The 17,544-nt window shown below is 67.6% G+C and carries 19 protein-coding genes and 1 pseudogene; 12 read left to right on the top strand and 8 right to left on the bottom strand.

The window, feature by feature from the left end; genetic code table 11:
- Window positions 1-9: 9 nt before the first annotated feature.
- The 5 genes from G5A07_RS04780 to G5A07_RS04760 all read left to right on the top strand — a co-directional run bounded on the left by G5A07_RS04780 (window position 10) and on the right by G5A07_RS04760 (window position 4,313).
- A complete protein-coding gene (locus tag G5A07_RS04780; protein ID WP_049413497.1) occupies window positions 10-594 on the top strand; it encodes a hypothetical protein in 585 nt (194 codons plus the stop codon).
- Window positions 595-778: 184 nt separating this feature from the next.
- The gene (locus G5A07_RS04775) at window positions 779-1,246 is read left to right on the top strand and encodes a DUF2975 domain-containing protein (RefSeq protein WP_010483460.1); all 468 of its coding nucleotides are present in this window, start codon (window positions 779-781) and stop codon (window positions 1,244-1,246) included.
- Window positions 1,246-1,470: a helix-turn-helix transcriptional regulator gene (locus tag G5A07_RS04770; RefSeq protein ID WP_191862939.1), complete on the top strand. Its 225-nt coding sequence runs from the start codon at window positions 1,246-1,248 to the stop codon at window positions 1,468-1,470. The genes G5A07_RS04775 and G5A07_RS04770 overlap by 1 nt, the downstream gene beginning before the upstream one ends.
- A 43-nt stretch (window positions 1,471-1,513) precedes the next feature.
- Complete coding sequence (locus G5A07_RS04765) at window positions 1,514-3,055, top strand: TerC family protein (RefSeq protein WP_029379871.1); 1,542 nt, start codon at window positions 1,514-1,516, stop codon at window positions 3,053-3,055.
- 121 nt (window positions 3,056-3,176) lie between these two features.
- Window positions 3,177-4,313 (top strand): metallophosphoesterase, encoded by a 1,137-nt coding sequence (locus G5A07_RS04760; protein WP_032952464.1) that lies wholly within the window; start codon window positions 3,177-3,179, stop codon window positions 4,311-4,313.
- Between the two features lie 136 nt (window positions 4,314-4,449).
- Here the strand turns inward: G5A07_RS04760 and G5A07_RS04755 are convergent, their stop codons facing one another.
- From G5A07_RS04755 to G5A07_RS04735, 5 genes and pseudogenes are all read right to left on the bottom strand, one after another.
- A complete protein-coding gene (locus G5A07_RS04755; protein WP_126560824.1) occupies window positions 4,450-5,088 on the bottom strand; it encodes a ferric reductase-like transmembrane domain-containing protein in 639 nt (212 codons plus the stop codon).
- Between the two features lie 83 nt (window positions 5,089-5,171).
- Entirely contained in the window at window positions 5,172-5,903 is a 732-nt protein-coding gene (locus tag G5A07_RS04750; RefSeq protein ID WP_316248767.1) for a putative DNA-binding domain-containing protein, read from the bottom strand.
- Window positions 5,903-6,745: pseudogene (locus G5A07_RS04745) on the bottom strand (DUF692 domain-containing protein); the annotation flags it as partial. The gene G5A07_RS04750 and the pseudogene G5A07_RS04745, both read right to left, overlap by 1 nt.
- 55 nt (window positions 6,746-6,800) lie before the next feature.
- A complete protein-coding gene (locus G5A07_RS04740; protein WP_019336969.1) occupies window positions 6,801-7,277 on the bottom strand; it encodes an EF-hand domain-containing protein in 477 nt (158 codons plus the stop codon).
- A 99-nt stretch (window positions 7,278-7,376) separates the two neighbouring features.
- Entirely contained in the window at window positions 7,377-8,021 is a 645-nt protein-coding gene (locus tag G5A07_RS04735; RefSeq protein WP_019336970.1) for a DoxX family protein, read from the bottom strand.
- A 294-nt stretch (window positions 8,022-8,315) separates the two neighbouring features.
- On the opposite strand from G5A07_RS04735, the gene G5A07_RS04730 reads away from it, so the two are divergent.
- From G5A07_RS04730 to G5A07_RS04710, 5 genes are all read left to right on the top strand, one after another.
- Window positions 8,316-9,110, top strand: coding sequence for an alpha/beta hydrolase (locus G5A07_RS04730; protein WP_010483441.1), 795 nt, complete (start codon window positions 8,316-8,318; stop codon window positions 9,108-9,110).
- A 3-nt stretch (window positions 9,111-9,113) separates the two neighbouring features.
- Window positions 9,114-9,659, top strand: coding sequence for a redoxin family protein (locus G5A07_RS04725; protein WP_019336971.1), 546 nt, complete (start codon window positions 9,114-9,116; stop codon window positions 9,657-9,659).
- Between the two features lie 57 nt (window positions 9,660-9,716).
- Window positions 9,717-10,457: a response regulator transcription factor gene (locus G5A07_RS04720; RefSeq protein ID WP_010483437.1), complete on the top strand. Its 741-nt coding sequence runs from the start codon at window positions 9,717-9,719 to the stop codon at window positions 10,455-10,457.
- Window positions 10,454-11,767, top strand: coding sequence for a HAMP domain-containing sensor histidine kinase (locus G5A07_RS04715; RefSeq protein WP_053442656.1), 1,314 nt, complete (start codon window positions 10,454-10,456; stop codon window positions 11,765-11,767). The genes G5A07_RS04720 and G5A07_RS04715 overlap by 4 nt, the downstream gene beginning before the upstream one ends.
- 184 nt (window positions 11,768-11,951) lie before the next feature.
- Entirely contained in the window at window positions 11,952-13,211 is a 1,260-nt protein-coding gene (locus tag G5A07_RS04710; protein WP_019336973.1) for an MFS transporter, read from the top strand.
- A gap of 4 nt (window positions 13,212-13,215) precedes the next feature.
- On the opposite strand, the gene G5A07_RS04705 is transcribed toward G5A07_RS04710, so the two are convergent.
- Entirely contained in the window at window positions 13,216-14,163 is a 948-nt protein-coding gene (locus tag G5A07_RS04705) for a nucleoside hydrolase (RefSeq protein ID WP_191862937.1), read from the bottom strand.
- Here G5A07_RS04705 and G5A07_RS04700 point away from each other — a divergent pair.
- Together G5A07_RS04700 and G5A07_RS04695 are read left to right on the top strand one after the other, a co-directional pair.
- Window positions 14,162-14,779, top strand: coding sequence for a hypothetical protein (locus G5A07_RS04700; protein ID WP_071305646.1), 618 nt, complete (start codon window positions 14,162-14,164; stop codon window positions 14,777-14,779). The genes G5A07_RS04705 and G5A07_RS04700 overlap by 2 nt on opposite strands.
- A 25-nt stretch (window positions 14,780-14,804) precedes the next feature.
- The gene (locus tag G5A07_RS04695; protein WP_071305647.1) at window positions 14,805-15,143 is read left to right on the top strand and encodes a hypothetical protein; all 339 of its coding nucleotides are present in this window, start codon (window positions 14,805-14,807) and stop codon (window positions 15,141-15,143) included.
- A gap of 136 nt (window positions 15,144-15,279) precedes the next feature.
- Here G5A07_RS04695 and G5A07_RS04690 read toward each other — a convergent pair whose 3' ends face one another.
- Window positions 15,280-15,999, bottom strand: a complete 720-nt coding sequence (locus G5A07_RS04690; protein WP_071305648.1) for a GntR family transcriptional regulator — start codon at window positions 15,997-15,999, stop codon at window positions 15,280-15,282.
- A gap of 105 nt (window positions 16,000-16,104) precedes the next feature.
- Entirely contained in the window at window positions 16,105-17,472 is a 1,368-nt protein-coding gene (locus tag G5A07_RS04685) for an SLC13 family permease (RefSeq protein ID WP_071305649.1), read from the bottom strand.
- Window positions 17,473-17,544 lie beyond the last annotated feature (72 nt).

The following is a 17,544-nucleotide window of genomic DNA, read 5'->3' as shown; positions in this document are numbered from 1 at the left end:
GGAATCCCGATGCGTCCTGCGTTCTTCTGGCTGGCTTTGGCCCTGCTGCCCACCCTGGCGGTGGCGCAACCCGCGCGTACGCCCAAGGCCAAGGCCCCGGCGCAGGATCCCTTCAGCGAGCTGTTCGACACCGCCTGCATGCAGCACATCGGTGCGCCGGCGCGGTTGCAGTCGTTGATGGAATCCAACGGGTTGTCGCCGCTGCAGCCCGCCGAAGCCGCCACGCTGTTGCAGGGGCAATCGGGCGTGGCGTGGATGGTGCCTCTGGCCAGTGGCCGCTATGCGGTGAGCTGGGCTGACGATGGCACGTGTACGGTCTACGCCGAAAAGGCCGACGCAGCGGTCGTGCAGAAGGGATTCGCCCGGTTGGTGCAGGCCGCACCCAAGCCGTTGCAGGTGCGATCGCTGCCAGGGCGTGGGCCACTGTCGGCCGATCAGGTGGCCATCCAGTACGGCTGGGCCACGCCGGGGCAGGGCACGCTGCAGGTGCGCTTCCGCCTGGTCACGCGGCAGGCGGCCGATGCAGGCGTGCAGGCGATGGCCTCGGCGGCCCCGGGCGAAGCGATGCTGGAGCAGGGCGCGCCTGGGCCCTGACAGGGGCCACGCGCGCGATTCAGCCTTTCACGCGGCGTGTGGTATATCGTTTATCGATAAATCCACTCCGGGGCGGCGAGGCCACCCCAATGCCGGAGGCCGCTTGACCGCTCGTCCCGCCCGCGCCAGTCCCGCGCGAGGCCTGTTCACCCTGGCCCAGGCCGCCGTACAGGCCGTCCGGGCGATGTGCTGGCTGGGCATCCTGGCCGCACTGCTGGCCGTGCCGCTGGTCGCCCATGACCGCCGCTGGCTACTCGACAGCGTCCATGATGCCGGTGCTGTTGCCGCGCACGGCAACGACCTGTTCCTGCACTTCTGCCTCGGCCTGGGCGCGATCGTCGCGCTGCTGGTGCTGTGCCTGCTGTTCCTGCGCCATCTGCTGCGGCTGCTGAAGTCGGCGGCGCGCGAGCGGCCGTTCACCCACGCCAACGCGCAGCGCCTGCAACGCATGGCGTGGTTGATGCTGGCGATGGAGCTGCTGTCGATCCTGATCGGCGCTTACGCGGCCTGGATGGGGCCCGACTTCACTTGGATGGAGGTGGGCGGCGGCATGTCGATCACCGGCCTGGTGGCGGTGCTGATGCTGTTCGTGCTGGCGCGCGTGTTCGCCGTGGGCGCAGCGATGCGCGATGACCTCGATGGTGTCATCTGATGGCGATTGTCATCACCCTGGACCGCATGCTGCAGGAACGGGGCATGACCCTGTCCGAGCTGGCCGGGCGCATCGACATCACCCTGGCCAATCTGTCGATCCTGAAAACCGGCAAGGCGCGTGCCATCCGCTTTTCCACCCTGGATGCGATCTGCCGTGAGCTGCAGTGCACGCCCGGTGATCTGCTCGGGCATGACCCGACGCAGGCGCACGACGCTGACTGAGTGCTTTCCCTTTTTCCCTACCTACTGACGAAACGGACCTGAAATGGAATGGTTGGCTGACCCCTCGATATGGATGGGCCTTGCAACCCTGGTCGTGCTGGAGATCGTTCTCGGCATCGACAACCTGGTGTTCATCGCGATCCTTGCCGACAAGCTTCCGCCGCACCAGCGTGACCGCGCGCGGGTGATCGGCCTGGCGCTGGCCCTGCTGATGCGGCTGGTGCTGCTGGCCGCGCTGGCCTGGATCATGAAGCTGACCGAGCCGCTGTTGACGCTGTTCGACCACAGTTTCTCCGGACGCGACCTGATCCTGCTGGGTGGCGGCCTGTTCCTGCTGTTCAAGGGCACCATGGAACTGCATGAGCGGCTGGAAGGCCGCCAGCACGAGGACAATGGCAAGAAGGTCTACGCCAGCTTCGCGATGGTCGTGGCACAGATCGTGGTACTCGACGCGGTGTTCTCGCTGGACTCGGTGATCACTGCGGTCGGCATGGTCGACAACCTGGGCGTGATGTACGCCGCGGTGACCATCGCGATGGCATTGATGCTGGTGGCCAGCAAGCCGCTGACCCGCTTCGTCAACAAGCATCCCACGGTGGTGGTGCTGTGCCTGGGCTTCCTGCTGATGATCGGTTTCAGCCTGGTGGCCGAGGGCCTGGGCTACAAGATCCCGAAGGGCTACCTGTACGCGGCCATCGCTTTCTCGATCCTGGTCGAGGCATTCAACCAGTGGGTACGTTTCAACCGCGAGCGCAACGAGCGCCGCCAGCCGTTCCGCCAACGTACTGCGGATGCGGTGCTGCGCATGCTGGGCGCGCGCCCGACCAATGGCCACGACGACGAAAGTGCTGACGAACACGTCGATGCCGAAGAGCGCCTGCAGCCGGCCGAGCACGAGATGATCCGCAGCGTGCTGGGGCTGGCGGATCGCCCGGTGTCGAGCGTGATGACTGTGCGCGCCGACGTGCAGTGGATCGACCTGGCGCGTGGACAGGACGACGTGGTGGCACGCCTGGTGGCATCGCCGCACACCCGCCTGCTGGTCGGCGACGGCGACCTGGACAGCCTGCGAGGCGTGGTGCAGAGCCGCGACCTGCTGGCCGACCTGCTGCAGGGCAAGCCGCTGCAGCTGGAAGGCAACCTGCGTGAGCCGCAGTACGTGCTGTCCAGCGCCAGTGCGCTGCAGGCGCTGGAACTGATCCGCCAGCACCCGGTGCCGCTGGCGGTGGCGGTGGACGAGTACGGCAGCGTGGAAGGCCTGGTGACCGCCAACGACCTGTTGGCGGCCATTGCCGGTGACCTGGTCGACACCCAGGACGAGCGCTATGGCGTGGTCATGCAGGGGGAAGGCCAGTGGGAGGCCGACGGTGCGCTGACCCTGGACGATCTGCAGCGCCTGGCGGGCGTATCGCTGCCGCGCAGTGCCGACTACATGACCATCTCCGGCCTGGTGCTGGAGCGCCTGGGACGCCTGCCGGACATCGGTGACGCAGTGGAGATCGCGGATGTACGCATCACCGTACTGGCGATGGAGAAGCGTCGCATTGCCCGCCTGCGCGTGCAGCGCCTCGACGGAATGGCCTGACCCGCCTGTTGATGTAGAGCCGAGCCCATGCTCGGCTGCATGTTGAGAAGCCGAGCATGGGCTCGGCTCTACACAACACGGCCCGCAACCGTCACCATGGCGGGCCCGCTTTCTGTCATGGATGGTTGCAGTGCTGAGTACGATCGGTTTGTTGATGGGCCTGTATGTGGCCTGGCGCCTGTTCTGGCCACTGCGCATGCCCACCTGGATGAAAGTCGTGCTGTCACTGCTGTTGGTGGGCGTTGCCGTGCAGCTGCGCATCGTCGCCATGTTCTGGGGCACGATGGCCTCGCCCGAGATTCCGAAACTGGCCATCGCCACGCTGGCCACCGGCTCCACGGCGGTGTTGCTGCTGGCGTTGCTGATGCTGGCGCTGGACGTGAGCCTGCTTGCTTCCCGCCTGCTGCGCTGGCCACGCGCGGTAGCCGCATTGCGCACGCGGAGTCTGCGACCGGCGGCCGGCTTGCTGGCCCTGCTGGTCAGTGGTTATGGCATCAGCCAGGGCATGGCGGTGCCCCAGCCTCGGCAGATCGACGTGGCGATCAAGGATCTGCCGGCCGCGTTCGACGGCTATCGCGTGCTGCAGCTGACCGACATCCACGCCAGCCGCCTGCTGACCGGTGACTGGGTGCGCAGGGTGGTGGACCAGAGCAACGCACTGACGCCGGACCTGATCGTGATCACCGGCGACCTGATCGACGGCAGTGTCGAGGCCCGCCGTGACGACGCGCGTCCACTCGTGGACCTGCGGGCGCCGGACGGCGTCGTCGCCATCACCGGCAACCACGAGTATTACGCGCAGTACCAGGCGTGGATGCAGGCGTTTCGCGCGCTGCACATGCAGGTGCTGGAGAACAGCCACATGCAGGTGCGGCGTGGCGATGCGGCGCTGACCATCGCCGGTGTCACCGACCCGGTGGCGGCACGCTACGGCCTGCCGCTGCCGGATATGGACGCTGCATTGGCTGGCGCCGATCCCTCCGCGCCGGTGATCCTGCTCGATCATCGCCCACGCAATGCGCGTGAGGCCGCTGCGCGCGGTGTGAAGCTGCAGTTGTCCGGGCATACCCACGGCGGCCAGATCATCGGCATGGACCAGCTGGTGAAGCGGGCCAACGGTGGCTATGTCTCCGGGCGTTACGAGGTGGACGGGATGACACTGTACGTGAGCAATGGCGCTGGCCTGTGGGCCGGATTCCCCGCGCGCATCGGCGTGCCGTCGGAGATCACCCTGATCACCCTGCGCCGCGCCCCGTGACCTGAAGTGGGGTCAGATCCCTTTCCGCAGGGAATTCGCTGCCTTTCGTGCTGGGATCCCTCTGTAGAGCCGAGCCCATGCTCGGCTGAACCAGAGGCAGCCGAGCATGGGCTCGGCTCTACAGGTAACCGCCTCCTCAAGAACTCCGCAGCGGCGGCCGCGCATGCGCATCGCGCCGCAGCGACTGCGCCCGCTTGGCGATCGCACGCACCACGACGGCGGTGAAGAGCAACGCGGAGGGCACCGCGTACCAGAAGTTGCCGGGCACGCGCTTGAAGTACGAATAGGTGAACACTGCGGCGATGATCCACATACCGGTCACGTGCAGGCGATGCCACGCAGTGGGACCCATGCGGCGGGCGATGCCACGATGCGAGGTGATGGCCAGGGCGAGGATGGCTACATAGCCGATCGTGCCCGGCAGGTTGGCCAGGGCTGAGCGCGCCGGCCAGAACGCGGGGTTGAGGATGCCGAAGGCGGTGATCGCCACCGCATGCAGCAGGTGCGAGAACGCGAACGACAGGCCGACGATGCGACGCTCGCGCAGCAGGAAGCGGGTGAACGGGCCGGGCAGCAGGCTGGCGAACGAGGATGCGGTGAAGGCGACCAGGAACAGCAGGAACGATGTGCGTGCCGTCACCCGGATCGCCGCGCGGCTGCCCTCGACCACGTCGGGCTGCAGGGTGAACGCCGCCAGTGCGAAGGCGATCAGGACCACGGCGATGGCCACGAACAGGCGCCAGCCGTGCAGGGAGGACGTATTGGAAACAGCCATGATCAAACCTCGAATCAGGAAATGGGTGGCACCGGCCTCTGGCCGGCCAAGGAATGGGGAGTGCCGGCCGCTGGCCGGCGCCTTCAACAGTCGTTCGGCACAACCAGCACGCCGGCCGCGCACAGCTCGCCCAGCAGCGGAATGCAGGCTGTGCGTAGTTCGTCGGCGGCCACGCCATGAAGATCGGCCAGTACCTGCAGCGCGTCTTCCGCACGGGCGCCGTCATCGCCGAACGCCGACAGCAGCGCATATGCCAGCGGTGAAAGTTCCTGCACCTGCAGGCTGAAGTCACCCAGGCGTCGCAGCAGCAGCAACGTCGGCATCGTGGTAGGCGCACCGTTCTGGCCGGCGTCCTCATGCACAGGCCACTGGTAGCCCAGCACCCGCACCAGTGGAGACAGCGCCAGCACGCTGCCTGCCTGTGGCGCATGCAACGGCTGCTGGCCGGTGTCCCGCGCTTCAATGTGCAGTGCCTGCTGCGTGCTTTCGTAATGCGCCAGTTCCGCCACCCAGCCCGGCAGCGCGAGGTCTGCCTGCACGCCCAGCCACGCGGCGAATTCGCCGGCGATCTGCGGGAACAGCGGGGTATGGCAGGCATGCCGCGCGTAGTAGTGCTCCACGGTGTCGCGCCAGCAGGCATCACCCAGTTGCGCCTGCAGGCGCGGCAGGCTGCCTGCCAGCAGGCTGTCCAGGCTGTCGATGCAGAGGCGGCGGTAGACCGCCATCCGCCGTGCATCGATGCCCTCAGGCGCGGGCATCGATGGGTCGCGTACATGGTCGGCCCAGCGCTGCTGCAGGGTGGCCAGCGGCTCCAGCCATGGGCCACCTCGGGCGGCAGCACATCGGCCTGCGCGTGGCGGATCTGCTCCACCTCGGCCAGCAGCTCGGCCAAAGGCGGGAAGTTGAAATCGCGCTCCAGCAGGGTGGGGCGCACGCCGACACGCGCATAGGCCTCCCCCAGCAGCGCCCAGACCACGCCCTTCACCGGCGCGCCGTGGGTGTCGATCTTGAAGCCATCGTCTTCGTCGAAGTGGCCGGCCACGTGCAGCGAGGCGACGCGATGCGCCGGCACGCGTGCCAGGAAATCGAAGGCGTCGTAGCCGTTGTTGCAGGCGTTGACGAAGACATTGTTGACGTCCAGCAGCAGGTCGCAGTCGGCCTCGGCCAGCACTGCAGTGATGAAGTCGATCTCGCTCATGTCCGCGCCTGGCACGGCGTAGTAGGAGATGTTCTCCACGGCGATGCGCCGGCCCAGTGTGTCCTGCACCTGGCGGATGCGACCGGCAACGTGATGCACGGCCTCAGTGGTGAACGGCAGCGGCAGCAGGTCATAGACATGGCCGCCGGCGGCGCAGTAGCTCAGGTGTTCGCTGTACAGCTGCACCTGGTGCAGGTCGAGAAACGCGCGGGTCTGCGCCAGCAGGGTACCGTCCAGCGGGTCCGGCCCTCCCAGCGACAGCGACAGGCCGTGGCAGGTCAGGCGGTGGCGCTCACTCAGCTGGCGCAGCGCGGCGCCGTGGGCACCGCCAACTCCGATCCAGTTGTCCGGCGACACTTCGAGGAAGTCGATGGCATCGGCCGGCATCGCCAGCAGTTCATCGATCAGGCCACGGCGCAGGCCGAGACCGGCACTGGCGGAAGGCAGGGGCAAGCGCATGCGACGGTACTCCAGGGCAGTGGCGCCGCCGTGGCGGCGGCGCCGGGGGGAACGATCAGTCGTTGACGCGGGAGAACAGGCCCTTCGGCATCGGTTTGCCGTTGGCGGTGTAGACACTGCGCAGGTAGTCGTGCGCCTCCTGTTCGCTGATGTAGCCGTCGTGGTCGGTGTCGATGCGGTCGAATTCAGCGGCGCGCTTGGCCGCCACGGCGTTGAACTCGGCACGCGAGACCCGGCCGTCGTGGTCACGGTCGGTGCGGGCAAACGAAGCGTCGCCGCACTTGCCTTCGCCACACTGGCCTTCGGCCACCTTGGCCTTGGCGGCAGGCTTGCCAGTGGCGGCCTTGTTGGCGCCGCACTTGCCTTCACCGCACTTGCCTTCGGCGGCGGCGCTCATGGTCACGGCACCGATGGCCAGTGGCTGGATCGCGGCCGCCTGGCCGGCCAGCAGCAGGCCACCGGCCAGGGCGATGCCGATGGCGCCGATGCGCGGCAGACAGGAAGCAGCGGTGTTCTTGGTCGAGACGGACATGGTGATGACTCCTTGGATGGGCACGCAGGGCGTGCGGGATGGACGCCGCTTGAAGGCGACGGAAGCTAAGGGAAGAAGCGCGGGAAGGGGTGAAGCGGATCAGGCGTTGCGGCGACGGCGCAGTCGGTAACCCAGCAGCAGGGCGCCGCCGAGTAGTGCGCCACCGAAACCGATACCGGGCAGCAGCGCGGCGACCGGCAGCAGCAGGGCGATCAGGCTCACGCCCCAGCCGAGGCCGTCGTTGCCCGCCGCGGCGCGCTGCGGGCCGGCCAGCAGGCGGTCCAGGCTGAGTGCACCGCCGCCGTTGAGGATCAGCGGCAGCAGCATGGCCAGGAACAGCAGCGGCAGCTTGAAGTTGCCGTAGCCCTGGTCGGTGATTGCGTAGCCCTGCCACAGCTCACCCAGGCTGTTCCATTGGTCCGGCCAGTGCACGGCAGCGATGGCAACAAGGGTCAGCACCCAGAAGATGTAGGCCACCGAGCGCGTGGCCAGGCCTAGCAGCAGCATCACCGCGCCCACGAGTTCCAGCCAGGTGGCCAGCTGCCAGTTGAGTGATGCAGGCAGGGTGGAGAACGGGAACGGGAAACGCCCTTCCAGGTCGGCGAACCAGTTCTGTCCGCCCAGCTTCTCGCGGCCCGATTCAAAGAACTCCCAGGCCAGCAGGACGCGCAGCGCCAATGGCGAGAGCCAGCGGCCGACGGCGTCCAGGCGGGGTGTATACACGGAAGAAGCGGAGCTGATCATGGGAGTGTCCTGCGGGCCAGTGGTCGATGGAGGCCATTTCGAGCCACGCAGGTATCGGCAACGTGTGCTGTTGCCCGGGGTTTTGTCAGCGACTGTGGCTGTGTCAGGGGGTTCGTACAGTCAGATACAAAGACGCCGCGTCGGGCGTTCGCCGGGCCATGCCCAGCGGCCGAATGTATCCAACTGTAGAAATCCGCCGCCGCCCTACAGTCCGGTACAACTCTGCCTCGCAGCGAAACAGCGCCGATACACCCCCAGGCGGAAATGGCCATTCCCAACACCGGAGTGCCACCCATGATCCGCACCACCCTGCTCGCCGCTGCCCTCGCCCTTGCCGGCGTCGCGACGCCGGCATTCGCCGCCGAGGCCGATGCCGGCGCCGCGCCCACCGTCATCCTGGTCCACGGTGCCTTCGCCGATGGCTCCAGCTGGAACAAGGTCATCACCACCCTGCATGACTGGAAACTGCCTGCGGTGGCCGTGCAGAACCCGCTCACCTCGCTGGCCGACGATGTGGCCGCCACCCGTCGCGCGATTGCCGCCGCACCGGGCAAGGTCGTGCTGGTCGGCCACAGTTGGGGCGGCACGGTCATCACCGAAGCGGGCAACGATCCCAAGGTGCAGGCGCTGGTGTACGTGGCCGCATTCGCACCGGATGCCGGGCAGTCATCGGCACAGCAGGGCGAGGGCTATCCGGTCGGCCCGGGCCTGACGCGCCTGCAGGAGAAGGACGGCTACCTGACCCTGCCAGCCGACGCCATCGCCCAGGACTTCGCACCGGATGTGATGAAGAAGACCGCTGCACTGTTGTACAGCACGCAGGTGCCATTGAAGGCCAGCGCGCTGGGTGAGTCCGTCACTGTGGCCGCATGGCGCAGCAAGCCGAGCTGGTACGTGCTCAGCCGTGACGACCGCATGTTGTCGCCGCAACTGCAGGCGGCCACCGCAAAGCGCATTGGCGCGCAGCTGCAATCGATCGGCAGCAGCCATGTGTCGCTGCTCTCGCACCCGGCTCAGGTGGCTGACAGCATTCTGGAGGCCGCAGGCGTGAAGCCGGCCGAACTGCCGCTGGCCGAGCAGGGAGGCTGAACGATGGGCGCGCTGCGTGTGTATGTACTGCCGTTGCTGCTGGGCCTGCTGGGTGGGGCGGCGCTGCTGATGGCCTTGCCCAGCCCGGAGGCCGGTGCGCATCCGGCGCAGGCCGCTCCTGCTGCCGGGTTCGATGGCGGCGGGCCCTGGCACAACAGCCCACCGCTCGCGTTGAATCAACTGCGTGGGCAGGTGGTGCTGGTCGAGTTCTGGACCTACGCCTGCAGCAACTGCCTCAACGTGGCACCGCATGTGCACCAGTGGCATGCACGTTACGCGCGGCAGGGCCTGCAGGTGATCGGCGTGCATACTCCGGAGTTCGCCTACGAAGGCCTGCCCGGCAATGTGCGCAAGGCCATCGCGCGGCTGGATATCACCTGGCCGGTGGTGCAGGACAACCAGTACCGGATCTGGAACGCCTGGGGCAACCGCTTCTGGCCGGCGCTTTACCTGGTCGACCGGCAGGGCAGGGTGGTCTACCGCCACTACGGTGAAGGCGATTACGCACGTACCGAAAGCGAGATCCAGCGCCTGCTGGCCAGCCCCTGAGCCGCGCTACCATGGCCGCGCCGCGCGGCCTTGACCTCCGTCTTCATCGAGAACGCAATGAACCACGTACCGCACATCCTTGTCGTCGACGATGACAGCGAGATCCGCCAGATGCTGGCCGACTACCTGCAGCGCAACGGCCTGCGCGTCAGCCAGGCCGATGGCGGCCGTGCGATGCGCGCGCTGATGGACACCCACGCGGTGGACCTGGTGGTGCTGGACGTGATGATGCCCGGCGAGGACGGGTTGAGCCTGTGCCGCAACCTGCGTGCCGGCAAGCATCGCGCGGTGCCGGTGGTGCTGCTGACCGCCCGCGACGACGAAACCGACCGCATCATCGGCCTTGAAATGGGCGCCGATGACTACGTGACCAAGCCGTTCTCCTCACGCGAACTGCTGGCGCGCATCAATGCGGTGATCCGGCGCACGCAGATGCTGCCGCCGAACCTGCAGGTGAGTGAAGCCGGCCGCCAGTTGGCCTTCGGCGACTGGCGCTTGGATACCACTGCCCGCCATCTGCTGGATGCGCAGGACACCGCCTATCCGCTCAGCGGTGCGGAATTCCGACTGCTGCGCGTGTTTCTCGACCACGCCAACCGTGTGCTCAGCCGCGACCAGCTGCTCAGCCTTACCCAGGGCCGTGATGCAGAACTGTTCGATCGTTCCATCGATCTCCTGGTCAGCCGCGTGCGCCAGCGCCTGGGCGATGACGCGCGTGAGCCCACCTACATCAAGACCGTGCGCAGCGAAGGCTACGTGTTCAGCGTGCCGGTGCAGCTGCTGGGGCCGGAGGAATGAACGCCCGCGCGCGCCGCCTGCCGTGGCCGCGCACGCTGTCGGCGCGCCTGCTGCTGGTGCTGCTGGGCGGTTTGATCCTGGCCCATGCGCTGTCCTTCGGCCTGTTGTTCTACGAACGCTACCAGTCCACCCGCAGCATGATGCTGCGCAACCTGGACGAGGATGCAGCAGTGAGCGTGGCCCTGCTGGAACACCTGCCGGCCGACCAGCGCCAGGCCTGGGTGCCGCGGTTGGAGCGGCGCACGTACCGTTACCTGTTGCGCCCGGCACAGGCCGGCCCGGCGTTGGAAACCGATCGTGCGCGCCAGGTCACCGCCATCATCGATGACAGTCTGGAACACCGCTATCCGCTGCAGGCGCGGCAGGTGGCACGGCTGCCGGAACGTTTTGAAGTGGAGCTGCGCCTGCACGACGGTTCACCGTTGACCATCGAAGTCACACCGTCGGGCCTGCCGCTGGCGCGCTGGCTGCCGGCCGTGCTGCTGGTGCAGCTGGCCCTGCTGCTGGTATGCGCCTGGCTGGCGGTGCGGCTGGCATTGCGCCCGCTGCGGCAGCTCTCGCACGCCGTCGAGCAACTGCAGCCTGGCAAGGACGCACCGATGCTGCCCGAAGACGGCCCCGCCGAAGTGGGCACGGCCGCAGCCGCGCTCAATGCACTGCAGGCGCGGATCCGTGGCCATGTCAGCGAGCGGCTGCAGATCCTGGCCGCGATCTCGCATGACCTGCAGACCCCCATCACGCGCATGAAGCTTCGGGTGGAGACCCTGCCTGAAGACAGCACCCAGCAGCGCCTGCTGGCCGACCTCGATCACCTTGGGCAGCTGGTGCGTGAGGGCGTGGCCTATGCGCGCAGCAGCCACGTTGCCGCTGGCGCGCCGGTGTCGATGGACCTGGGCGCGTTCCTCGCCAGTGTGGTCGGCGACTACGAGGACATGGGCAAGCCGGTCACTGGCGGTGCGCCCGCTGGACTGGTCGTGCAGACCTGGCCGCAGCCGCTGCGCCGCGTGGTCGGCAATCTGGTCGACAACGCATTGCGCTACGCCGGCGCCGCCGAGATCGAGGCGGGCCGCGATACGGCCGGAAGGGTGTGGATCAGCATTTCCGACCGTGGCCCCGGCATTCCCGAGGACCAGCTGCAGGCAGTGCTGGCACCGTTCCACCGGCTGGAGAGCTCGCGCAACCGCGATACCGGAGGGACCGGTCTGGGACTGGCCATCGCGGTGCAGCTGGCGCAGTCGCTGGGTGGTTCGCTGAGGTTGCACAACCGCGAGGGTGGCGGGCTGCGGGCGGAACTGCAGCTGCCGGGCTGAGTTGCCCGGCCTTGTGTTCCAGCAAGGATGCTTCTGCTTCGGCCCTGGCGGTGAGCGCTTCACCGGTCATGAAACCCAGTGCATGCACGCAGTCGACAGCCGATGACCGGCATTTCACCCCGTCCATGCCACGCTGCGCGGAACCTGCCCAACCGGGACCGAGGCTGTTGAAGGCGAACACGCAATGACTGCGGCGCGGCAGCGCTCGATGTGGGTGGCGGGCCTGTCCACGGTGGTGGAGTGGTACGACTTCACCCTGTACCTGTACTTCGCCACGGTGCTGTCGCGGGTGTTCTTCGGCGGTGGCGAGCAGGCGTTGCTGGTGACCTTGGCTGGCTTCGCGGTGTCCTACCTGATGCGTCCGCTGGGCGCGCTGTGCTTCGGCCACCTGGGCGACCGCCTGGGCCGGCGCTGGATGCTGCTGGCTTCGATGGCGTTGATGGCGGCGGCAATGCTGGCCACTGCGCTGCTGCCAACCGCGGCCACCGCAGGCACCACGGCGGGCGTGCTGCTGCTGGTACTGCGCTGCGTGATGGCGTTTTCGGTGGGCGGCGAATACACCGGCGTGGTGGCCTACCTGCTGGAAAGCGCACCCGTGCGGCGACGAGGCCTGGTGACCTCGCTGGCGTCGGCAGCCAGCGAAGTGGGGGCGCTGCTGGCGGTGGCGATTTCCGCGCTCACGGTCGCGCTGCTACCCATCGCGCAGCTGGACAGCTGGGGCTGGCGCATTCCGTTCTTCTTCGGTGCCGCGCTGGCACTGGTGATCCTGGTTGCGCGGTCGGGCATGCGTGAATCGCCTGAGTTCGAGCGCCAGCAGCGCGAGGGCAGCATTCCCGCCACGCCGCTGCGGCATGTGCTCCGCAACCATCCCGCAGCAGTGGCGCGCACCTTCGCGATCTCGGCGCTGGGCTCGATCACCTACTACGTGGGCATCACCTACGTGCCGTCGTTCCTGCATGCGCAGGGTCATGACGAAGCCGATGCGCTGTGGCTGTCGACGATTGCGGCAGTGGCGGTGATCGCGATCACGCCACTGTGCGGCGCATTGTCCGACCGCGTCGGACGACGGCCGGTGCTGCTGGGCCTGACCGTGCTGGCAGCGCTGCTGCCGCTGTCCCTGTTCGCGTGGATGGCGCAGGCGACGGCGCTGGGCATCGCGCTGGCCGCCGTGCTGCTGGCCTGCGTGGCCGGTGGTGTCAGTGCGGTCGCGGCCCCGGCCACGGCCGAGCAGTTCCCGGGCGAAGGCCGGGTCAGCGGGTTGGCACTGGGTGTGACCATGGCCACCGCGGTGTTCGGCGGCGCGACGCCTTGGCTGGCGCAATGGTGGGTGGAACGCAGCGGCTGGGCGGCGGCACCGGGCGCGATGATCGCGCTGGTGGCAGTGCTGGTGCTTCCGGTGCTGTGGACCCTGCCCGAGACCGTCCCAGGCAGGGCCAGACGCTAGCCGATCAGACCTTCAGGGTCTGCTCGATGTCGGCCAGTACCGCGGCCGCATCCACGCCGATGGCGACGGACTGCAGCACGTGGCCATCCCACACGCTGGGGCCGAAGCCCATGCCTTCCGGCTTCGGAATGGTCATGCCACGGGCAACGCCGTCGGTGGCCACGCGCACGCTGGCACGCTCGAACTGGAACAGCTCCGGACGGGTCAGGGCAATGCAGGCGCAGCAGTCGTGCACGACCATGCCCTTGTGGCCGGCCTGCAGGTAGAAGTCCACGTAGTCCTGCGACAGTGCACGGACCAGCTCGGCGTCGGCGCCGCCGAGTGCGGCCAGCTTATCCAGGCCGTCACGGTCCATTTCCACGCGGGTGGTCACGTCCAGGCCGATCGCGGTGACCGGCCAATCGGTGGTGAACACCACATCGGCTGCTTCGGCATCGCCCCAGATGTTGGCCTCGGCGGCCGGGGTGATGTTGCCGTTGACGTGGAAGGCGCCGCCCATGAGCACCACGCCGCGCACCAGGCCGGCGATGTCCGGTGCCTGCTGCAGGGCCAGGGCCAGGTTGGTCATGCGGCCCACGGCGACCAGGGTCACCTCGCCCGGATGGGCGCGGACCAGGTCGATGATCAGCTGGTGGGCGGGGCGCGCGTCGGCGGTCACGTCCAGTTCGGCCGGCACCGGGTGGTTGCCCAGGCCGTTGTGGCCGTGGATGTGCACCGGCCAGGCTTCCGGGGTGGCTTCCGGCTGCAGCGGGCCACCGGCACCGCGCGCGACCGGGGCGGCAAAGCCCCAGGCCTGCTTCAGGTACAGCGCATTGTGCGTGGTCGACTCCACCGAGGCATTGCCGAAGGTGGTGGTGACGCCGATCAGGTCGATCTGCGGGTGCTTGTGCAGGTACAGCAGGGCCAGGGCGTCGTCGACGCCCGGGTCGGTATCGAAAATGACTTTCAGCATGTTGTTGTTCTTCTTCTTCCGTGTGGTGCGGGGGGCCGGCGGCCCTGAGGGCAGGCCGGCGCGCCCTACATTGTCCCATCTTCATGACAGGCAGGGCGAACTGGCGGTGGTGGTATCGTCTGCGGGCCCAGGGACGGAGAAAGAGCCGATGACGTTACGACCGCTGTTGCTTGTCGGGGGGCTGGCGTTGGGGTATCTGGCTGGAGCATCACCGGCGTCGGCAACGTCCGCGGCGCCGAGACCATTGCAGGCGCTGGTGGCAGAGGCCGAGGAAATCGTTGTAGCCAAGGTGCTGGCGGTGGAGATGGTCGACGGTGCTGGCCGGCCAGTGACCGACGTCAAGGCGCTCACCGGGCCGGGTCTGGACAACCAGATCCATCTGGTGCTTCAGGTCAATGAGGTCATGCGACCGGAGAACGGGGGGCTGCCCGGGACTCTGCGGGTGCCCTTGTGGAGCATGTGGCACGATTCGCTGGCGGCGGCCCGCGATCGCGAAATGGGGCGGGAATGGATCTTCCTGCTCAAGCGTGATCGTCACCAACCCGTATACCCGATCGATTTCCAGTGGCCGCTGCAGGAACGCGGCCGGATCCAGGCGCTGATGGCGTCACCCTGAAGATCCCAATGCAAGGAGCTGCGCCATGCTGGCTGTGACCCTCGTCCTGATTGCCCTGGTGCTGGGGCTGAACCTCGTGGCCAGCTTCGTGGTGCTGGGGCGCGACGACCTTCCCGTCAGCAGCCGCGCCGGGCAGCTGCTGGTGGTGTGGCTGCTGCCGCTGGTCGGCGCCATCGTGTGCATGGCAATGGCTACTGCCGATGGCTCACCAGCGCGCGCCGATGGTAGTGGCAGTGGGCCCGCCGATTTCTCCGGCGGCTATTCCGGAGACAGCAACAGCCACCACAGCTACAGCAGCTCGGACTGCGGCAGCGGCGACAGCGGTGGAGGCGGTGACGGCGGCAGTTGCGGCGGCGGCGATTGAGGAGACCTTCCAGGTTGCCGGCCAGCGGCCGGCACTACCCGGACGTGACCTATCGAGGTTGCCGGCCAGCGGCCGGCACTACCGTGACCTGGCCTCGCCCTGGTAGTGCCGGCCGCTGGCCGGCAACCCCATGAACTCAGCTTCCGCCTTCGGTCGGCAACGGCGCAGGCACGTTCAACAATCCGCCGCTCGCCACGTACGCGGCCAAGGCCTGGCCCTGGCTGAGCAGATGCCGCTCCATCGTGCGTTCGGCGCCGGCCGCATCGCGCTGGCGGAAGCACTCCATCAGTTCCCGGTGTTCGGCCAGCGACTGCGCGGTGCGCCCCGGGGCCAGCAGCTGGCGACCGCGATGCATCTTCAGGATGCGGTGCAGGTCGTGGGTGATGCGGATCAGCCACGGGTTGCCGGCGTAATGCTGCACCGTTTCGTGGATGAGGTAGTTGTTGCGGTAGTACTCGGCGATGTTGCCGTCTGCGGCCGCCGTTTCCATTGCCGCGTGCAGGTCTTCCAGTTGCTGCACGCCGGCGTCGTCGATGTGCTTGACCGCTTCATGCGCACAGCGGCCTTCCAGCATCGCCATCACCGGGAACAGCTGGTTGAGGTCTTCCAGCGTCAGTCGCGTGACCCTGCTGCCACGACCCGCATCGATCTGCACCAGGCCTTCGGCAGCAAGCAGCTTCAGCGCCTCGCGCAGCGGCGTGCGGCTGATGCCCAGTTCCTCGCACAGCGCCGGTTCGTCGATCCACTCGCCCGGTGGCAGGCGGTAGTCGTAGATCCGCTCGCGCACGTGTTCGGCCACCTCTTCGTACAGAGGAGCGCGCTTCTTCGGAGTACGCGGAGCGGGAGCGATGGCCATGCACAAAGTGTAACGCCAGGTAGTGCCGGCCGCTGGCCGGCAACCTCATGAAGCCATCCAGCGATCATGGGTTGCCGGCCAGCGGCCGGCGCTACCGTTGGCTGGTTACATCCAGCCCGGCACCACGAACACCAGCCAGGCCAGCAGCGGGCCGAATGCCACCACCAGGCCGCTGTAGACCAGGAAGCGGCGGAACAGCGTTTCGCGTTCTTCCTTCGCGGCAGAGGCCACCACCAGTGCGCCGTTGGTCGAGAACGGACTGACATCGACGATGGTGGAGGACACGGCCAACGCGCAGATCACGCCGGCGGCGCTGAGATGGCCTTGCATCAGGAACGGCACCGCCAGCGGAATGGTGGCACCCAGCACTGCTGCCGACGAGGCGAACGCGGAGACGATGCCGCCCACGTAGCAGACCAACAGCGCGCCCAGCAGCGGGATGCCGATGCTGGAGACACCGTGGCCGATGAAGTCCACCGCACCGGCATGTTCCAGCACGCCGATGTAGGTGACCACGCCGCAGATCAGCAGCACGGTGGACCAGCTGATGCCATCCACCGCACCCTTCTGGCTCTGCGGCGACAGCAGTGCCAGCACCACCGCAACGGTGATCGAGACCAGGCCGACGTTGAGGTTGTAGATCAGCGCGGCCACGCCCAGGCCGAGCAGGCCGATCAGGGTGAACAGCCGTTCGCGGGTCAGGCCCACCGCATCCAGTGCCACCGGATCGTTGGACAGGGTGCCACCACCGGCCGCGACCAGCGCACCGTGGCCTTCAATGGCGAACTGCCGCGACGAGGCCTGCGGACCACCGGCCATCGCCAGTTCCGCGGTGCCGACCGTGCCTGCCGCAGTGATCGAACCGCGACGCAGCAGCGCGATGCCGCCGAAGGCGAAGAAGCAGATCGTGGCCATCATGAAGTTGAAGCCGAGGCTGGTCAGGAACACCGCCATTTCGGTGACTTCCAGCCCGGCCTTCTGCACCACGCCGTTGGTGATGCTGCCGTACACGCTGATCGGCGAGAAGCCGCCGGCCTGCGCGCCGTGGATCACCAGCAGGCCCATCATCAGCGGGTTGATGTTGTACTGCTTGGCAAAGCGCAGCGCGACTGGTCCGATGATCGCCACCGCGGCCGGGCCGAGCGCGCCGAAGGCGGTCAGCACGGCGGTGATCACGAACATCACCCACGGAATGGCCACGATATGGCCGCGTACCGCTTTCACCGCCCAGTGCACCAGCAGGTCGATGGTGCCGTTCTTCTGCGCGATGGCGAACAGGTAGGTGATGCCGACCAGGGTCAGGAACAGGTCACCCGGGAAGCCGGCGAGGACTTCCTTGCCTCCCATGTCGACCCAGAGACCGCCGACGATGAAGGCCAGCGCGAAGGCGACGGCACCCATGTTGATCGGCATCGCGGTGGCGACGATGAACATGATCACCAGACCGATGATCGTTGCAATTTGTGGAGTCATGCGCCCTCCCAGACACCTGATTCGCGTACTGCACGGATGGAAGCCCGCCATCCCGGGGTATGGCCTGTTACG

It is taken from the genome of Stenotrophomonas sp. AS012628, from assembly GCF_010608305.1.
GTDB lineage: Bacteria > Pseudomonadota > Gammaproteobacteria > Xanthomonadales > Xanthomonadaceae > Stenotrophomonas > Stenotrophomonas geniculata.
The sequence above is the reverse complement of the archived record's forward strand: the minus strand, read 5'-3'. Positions and strand labels throughout refer to the sequence as shown.

What these genes read in the sequence shown, in the direction of transcription:
- G5A07_RS04740 (WP_019336969.1), bottom strand. Translation starts at nt 7,277, where the DNA reads ATGTCCGTCTCGACCAAGAACACCGCTGCTTCCTGTCTGCCGCGCATC.
- G5A07_RS04730 (WP_010483441.1), top strand. Translation starts at nt 8,316, where the DNA reads ATGATCCGCACCACCCTGCTCGCCGCTGCCCTCGCCCTTGCCGGCGTC.
- G5A07_RS04715 (WP_053442656.1), top strand. Translation starts at nt 10,454, where the DNA reads ATGAACGCCCGCGCGCGCCGCCTGCCGTGGCCGCGCACGCTGTCGGCG.
- G5A07_RS04735 (WP_019336970.1), bottom strand. Translation starts at nt 8,021, where the DNA reads ATGATCAGCTCCGCTTCTTCCGTGTATACACCCCGCCTGGACGCCGTC.
- G5A07_RS04690 (WP_071305648.1), bottom strand. Translation starts at nt 15,999, where the DNA reads ATGGCCATCGCTCCCGCTCCGCGTACTCCGAAGAAGCGCGCTCCTCTG.
- G5A07_RS04770 (WP_191862939.1), top strand. Translation starts at nt 1,246, where the DNA reads ATGGCGATTGTCATCACCCTGGACCGCATGCTGCAGGAACGGGGCATG.
- G5A07_RS04725 (WP_019336971.1), top strand. Translation starts at nt 9,114, where the DNA reads ATGGGCGCGCTGCGTGTGTATGTACTGCCGTTGCTGCTGGGCCTGCTG.
- G5A07_RS04695 (WP_071305647.1), top strand. Translation starts at nt 14,805, where the DNA reads ATGCTGGCTGTGACCCTCGTCCTGATTGCCCTGGTGCTGGGGCTGAAC.
- G5A07_RS04760 (WP_032952464.1), top strand. Translation starts at nt 3,177, where the DNA reads ATGGTTGCAGTGCTGAGTACGATCGGTTTGTTGATGGGCCTGTATGTG.
- G5A07_RS04720 (WP_010483437.1), top strand. Translation starts at nt 9,717, where the DNA reads ATGAACCACGTACCGCACATCCTTGTCGTCGACGATGACAGCGAGATC.
- G5A07_RS04700 (WP_071305646.1), top strand. Translation starts at nt 14,162, where the DNA reads ATGTTGTTGTTCTTCTTCTTCCGTGTGGTGCGGGGGGCCGGCGGCCCT.
- G5A07_RS04685 (WP_071305649.1), bottom strand. Translation starts at nt 17,472, where the DNA reads ATGACTCCACAAATTGCAACGATCATCGGTCTGGTGATCATGTTCATC.
- G5A07_RS04705 (WP_191862937.1), bottom strand. Translation starts at nt 14,163, where the DNA reads ATGCTGAAAGTCATTTTCGATACCGACCCGGGCGTCGACGACGCCCTG.
- G5A07_RS04710 (WP_019336973.1), top strand. Translation starts at nt 11,952, where the DNA reads ATGACTGCGGCGCGGCAGCGCTCGATGTGGGTGGCGGGCCTGTCCACG.
- G5A07_RS04765 (WP_029379871.1), top strand. Translation starts at nt 1,514, where the DNA reads ATGGAATGGTTGGCTGACCCCTCGATATGGATGGGCCTTGCAACCCTG.
- G5A07_RS04755 (WP_126560824.1), bottom strand. Translation starts at nt 5,088, where the DNA reads ATGGCTGTTTCCAATACGTCCTCCCTGCACGGCTGGCGCCTGTTCGTG.
- G5A07_RS04775 (WP_010483460.1), top strand. Translation starts at nt 779, where the DNA reads ATGTGCTGGCTGGGCATCCTGGCCGCACTGCTGGCCGTGCCGCTGGTC.
- G5A07_RS04780 (WP_049413497.1), top strand. Translation starts at nt 10, where the DNA reads ATGCGTCCTGCGTTCTTCTGGCTGGCTTTGGCCCTGCTGCCCACCCTG.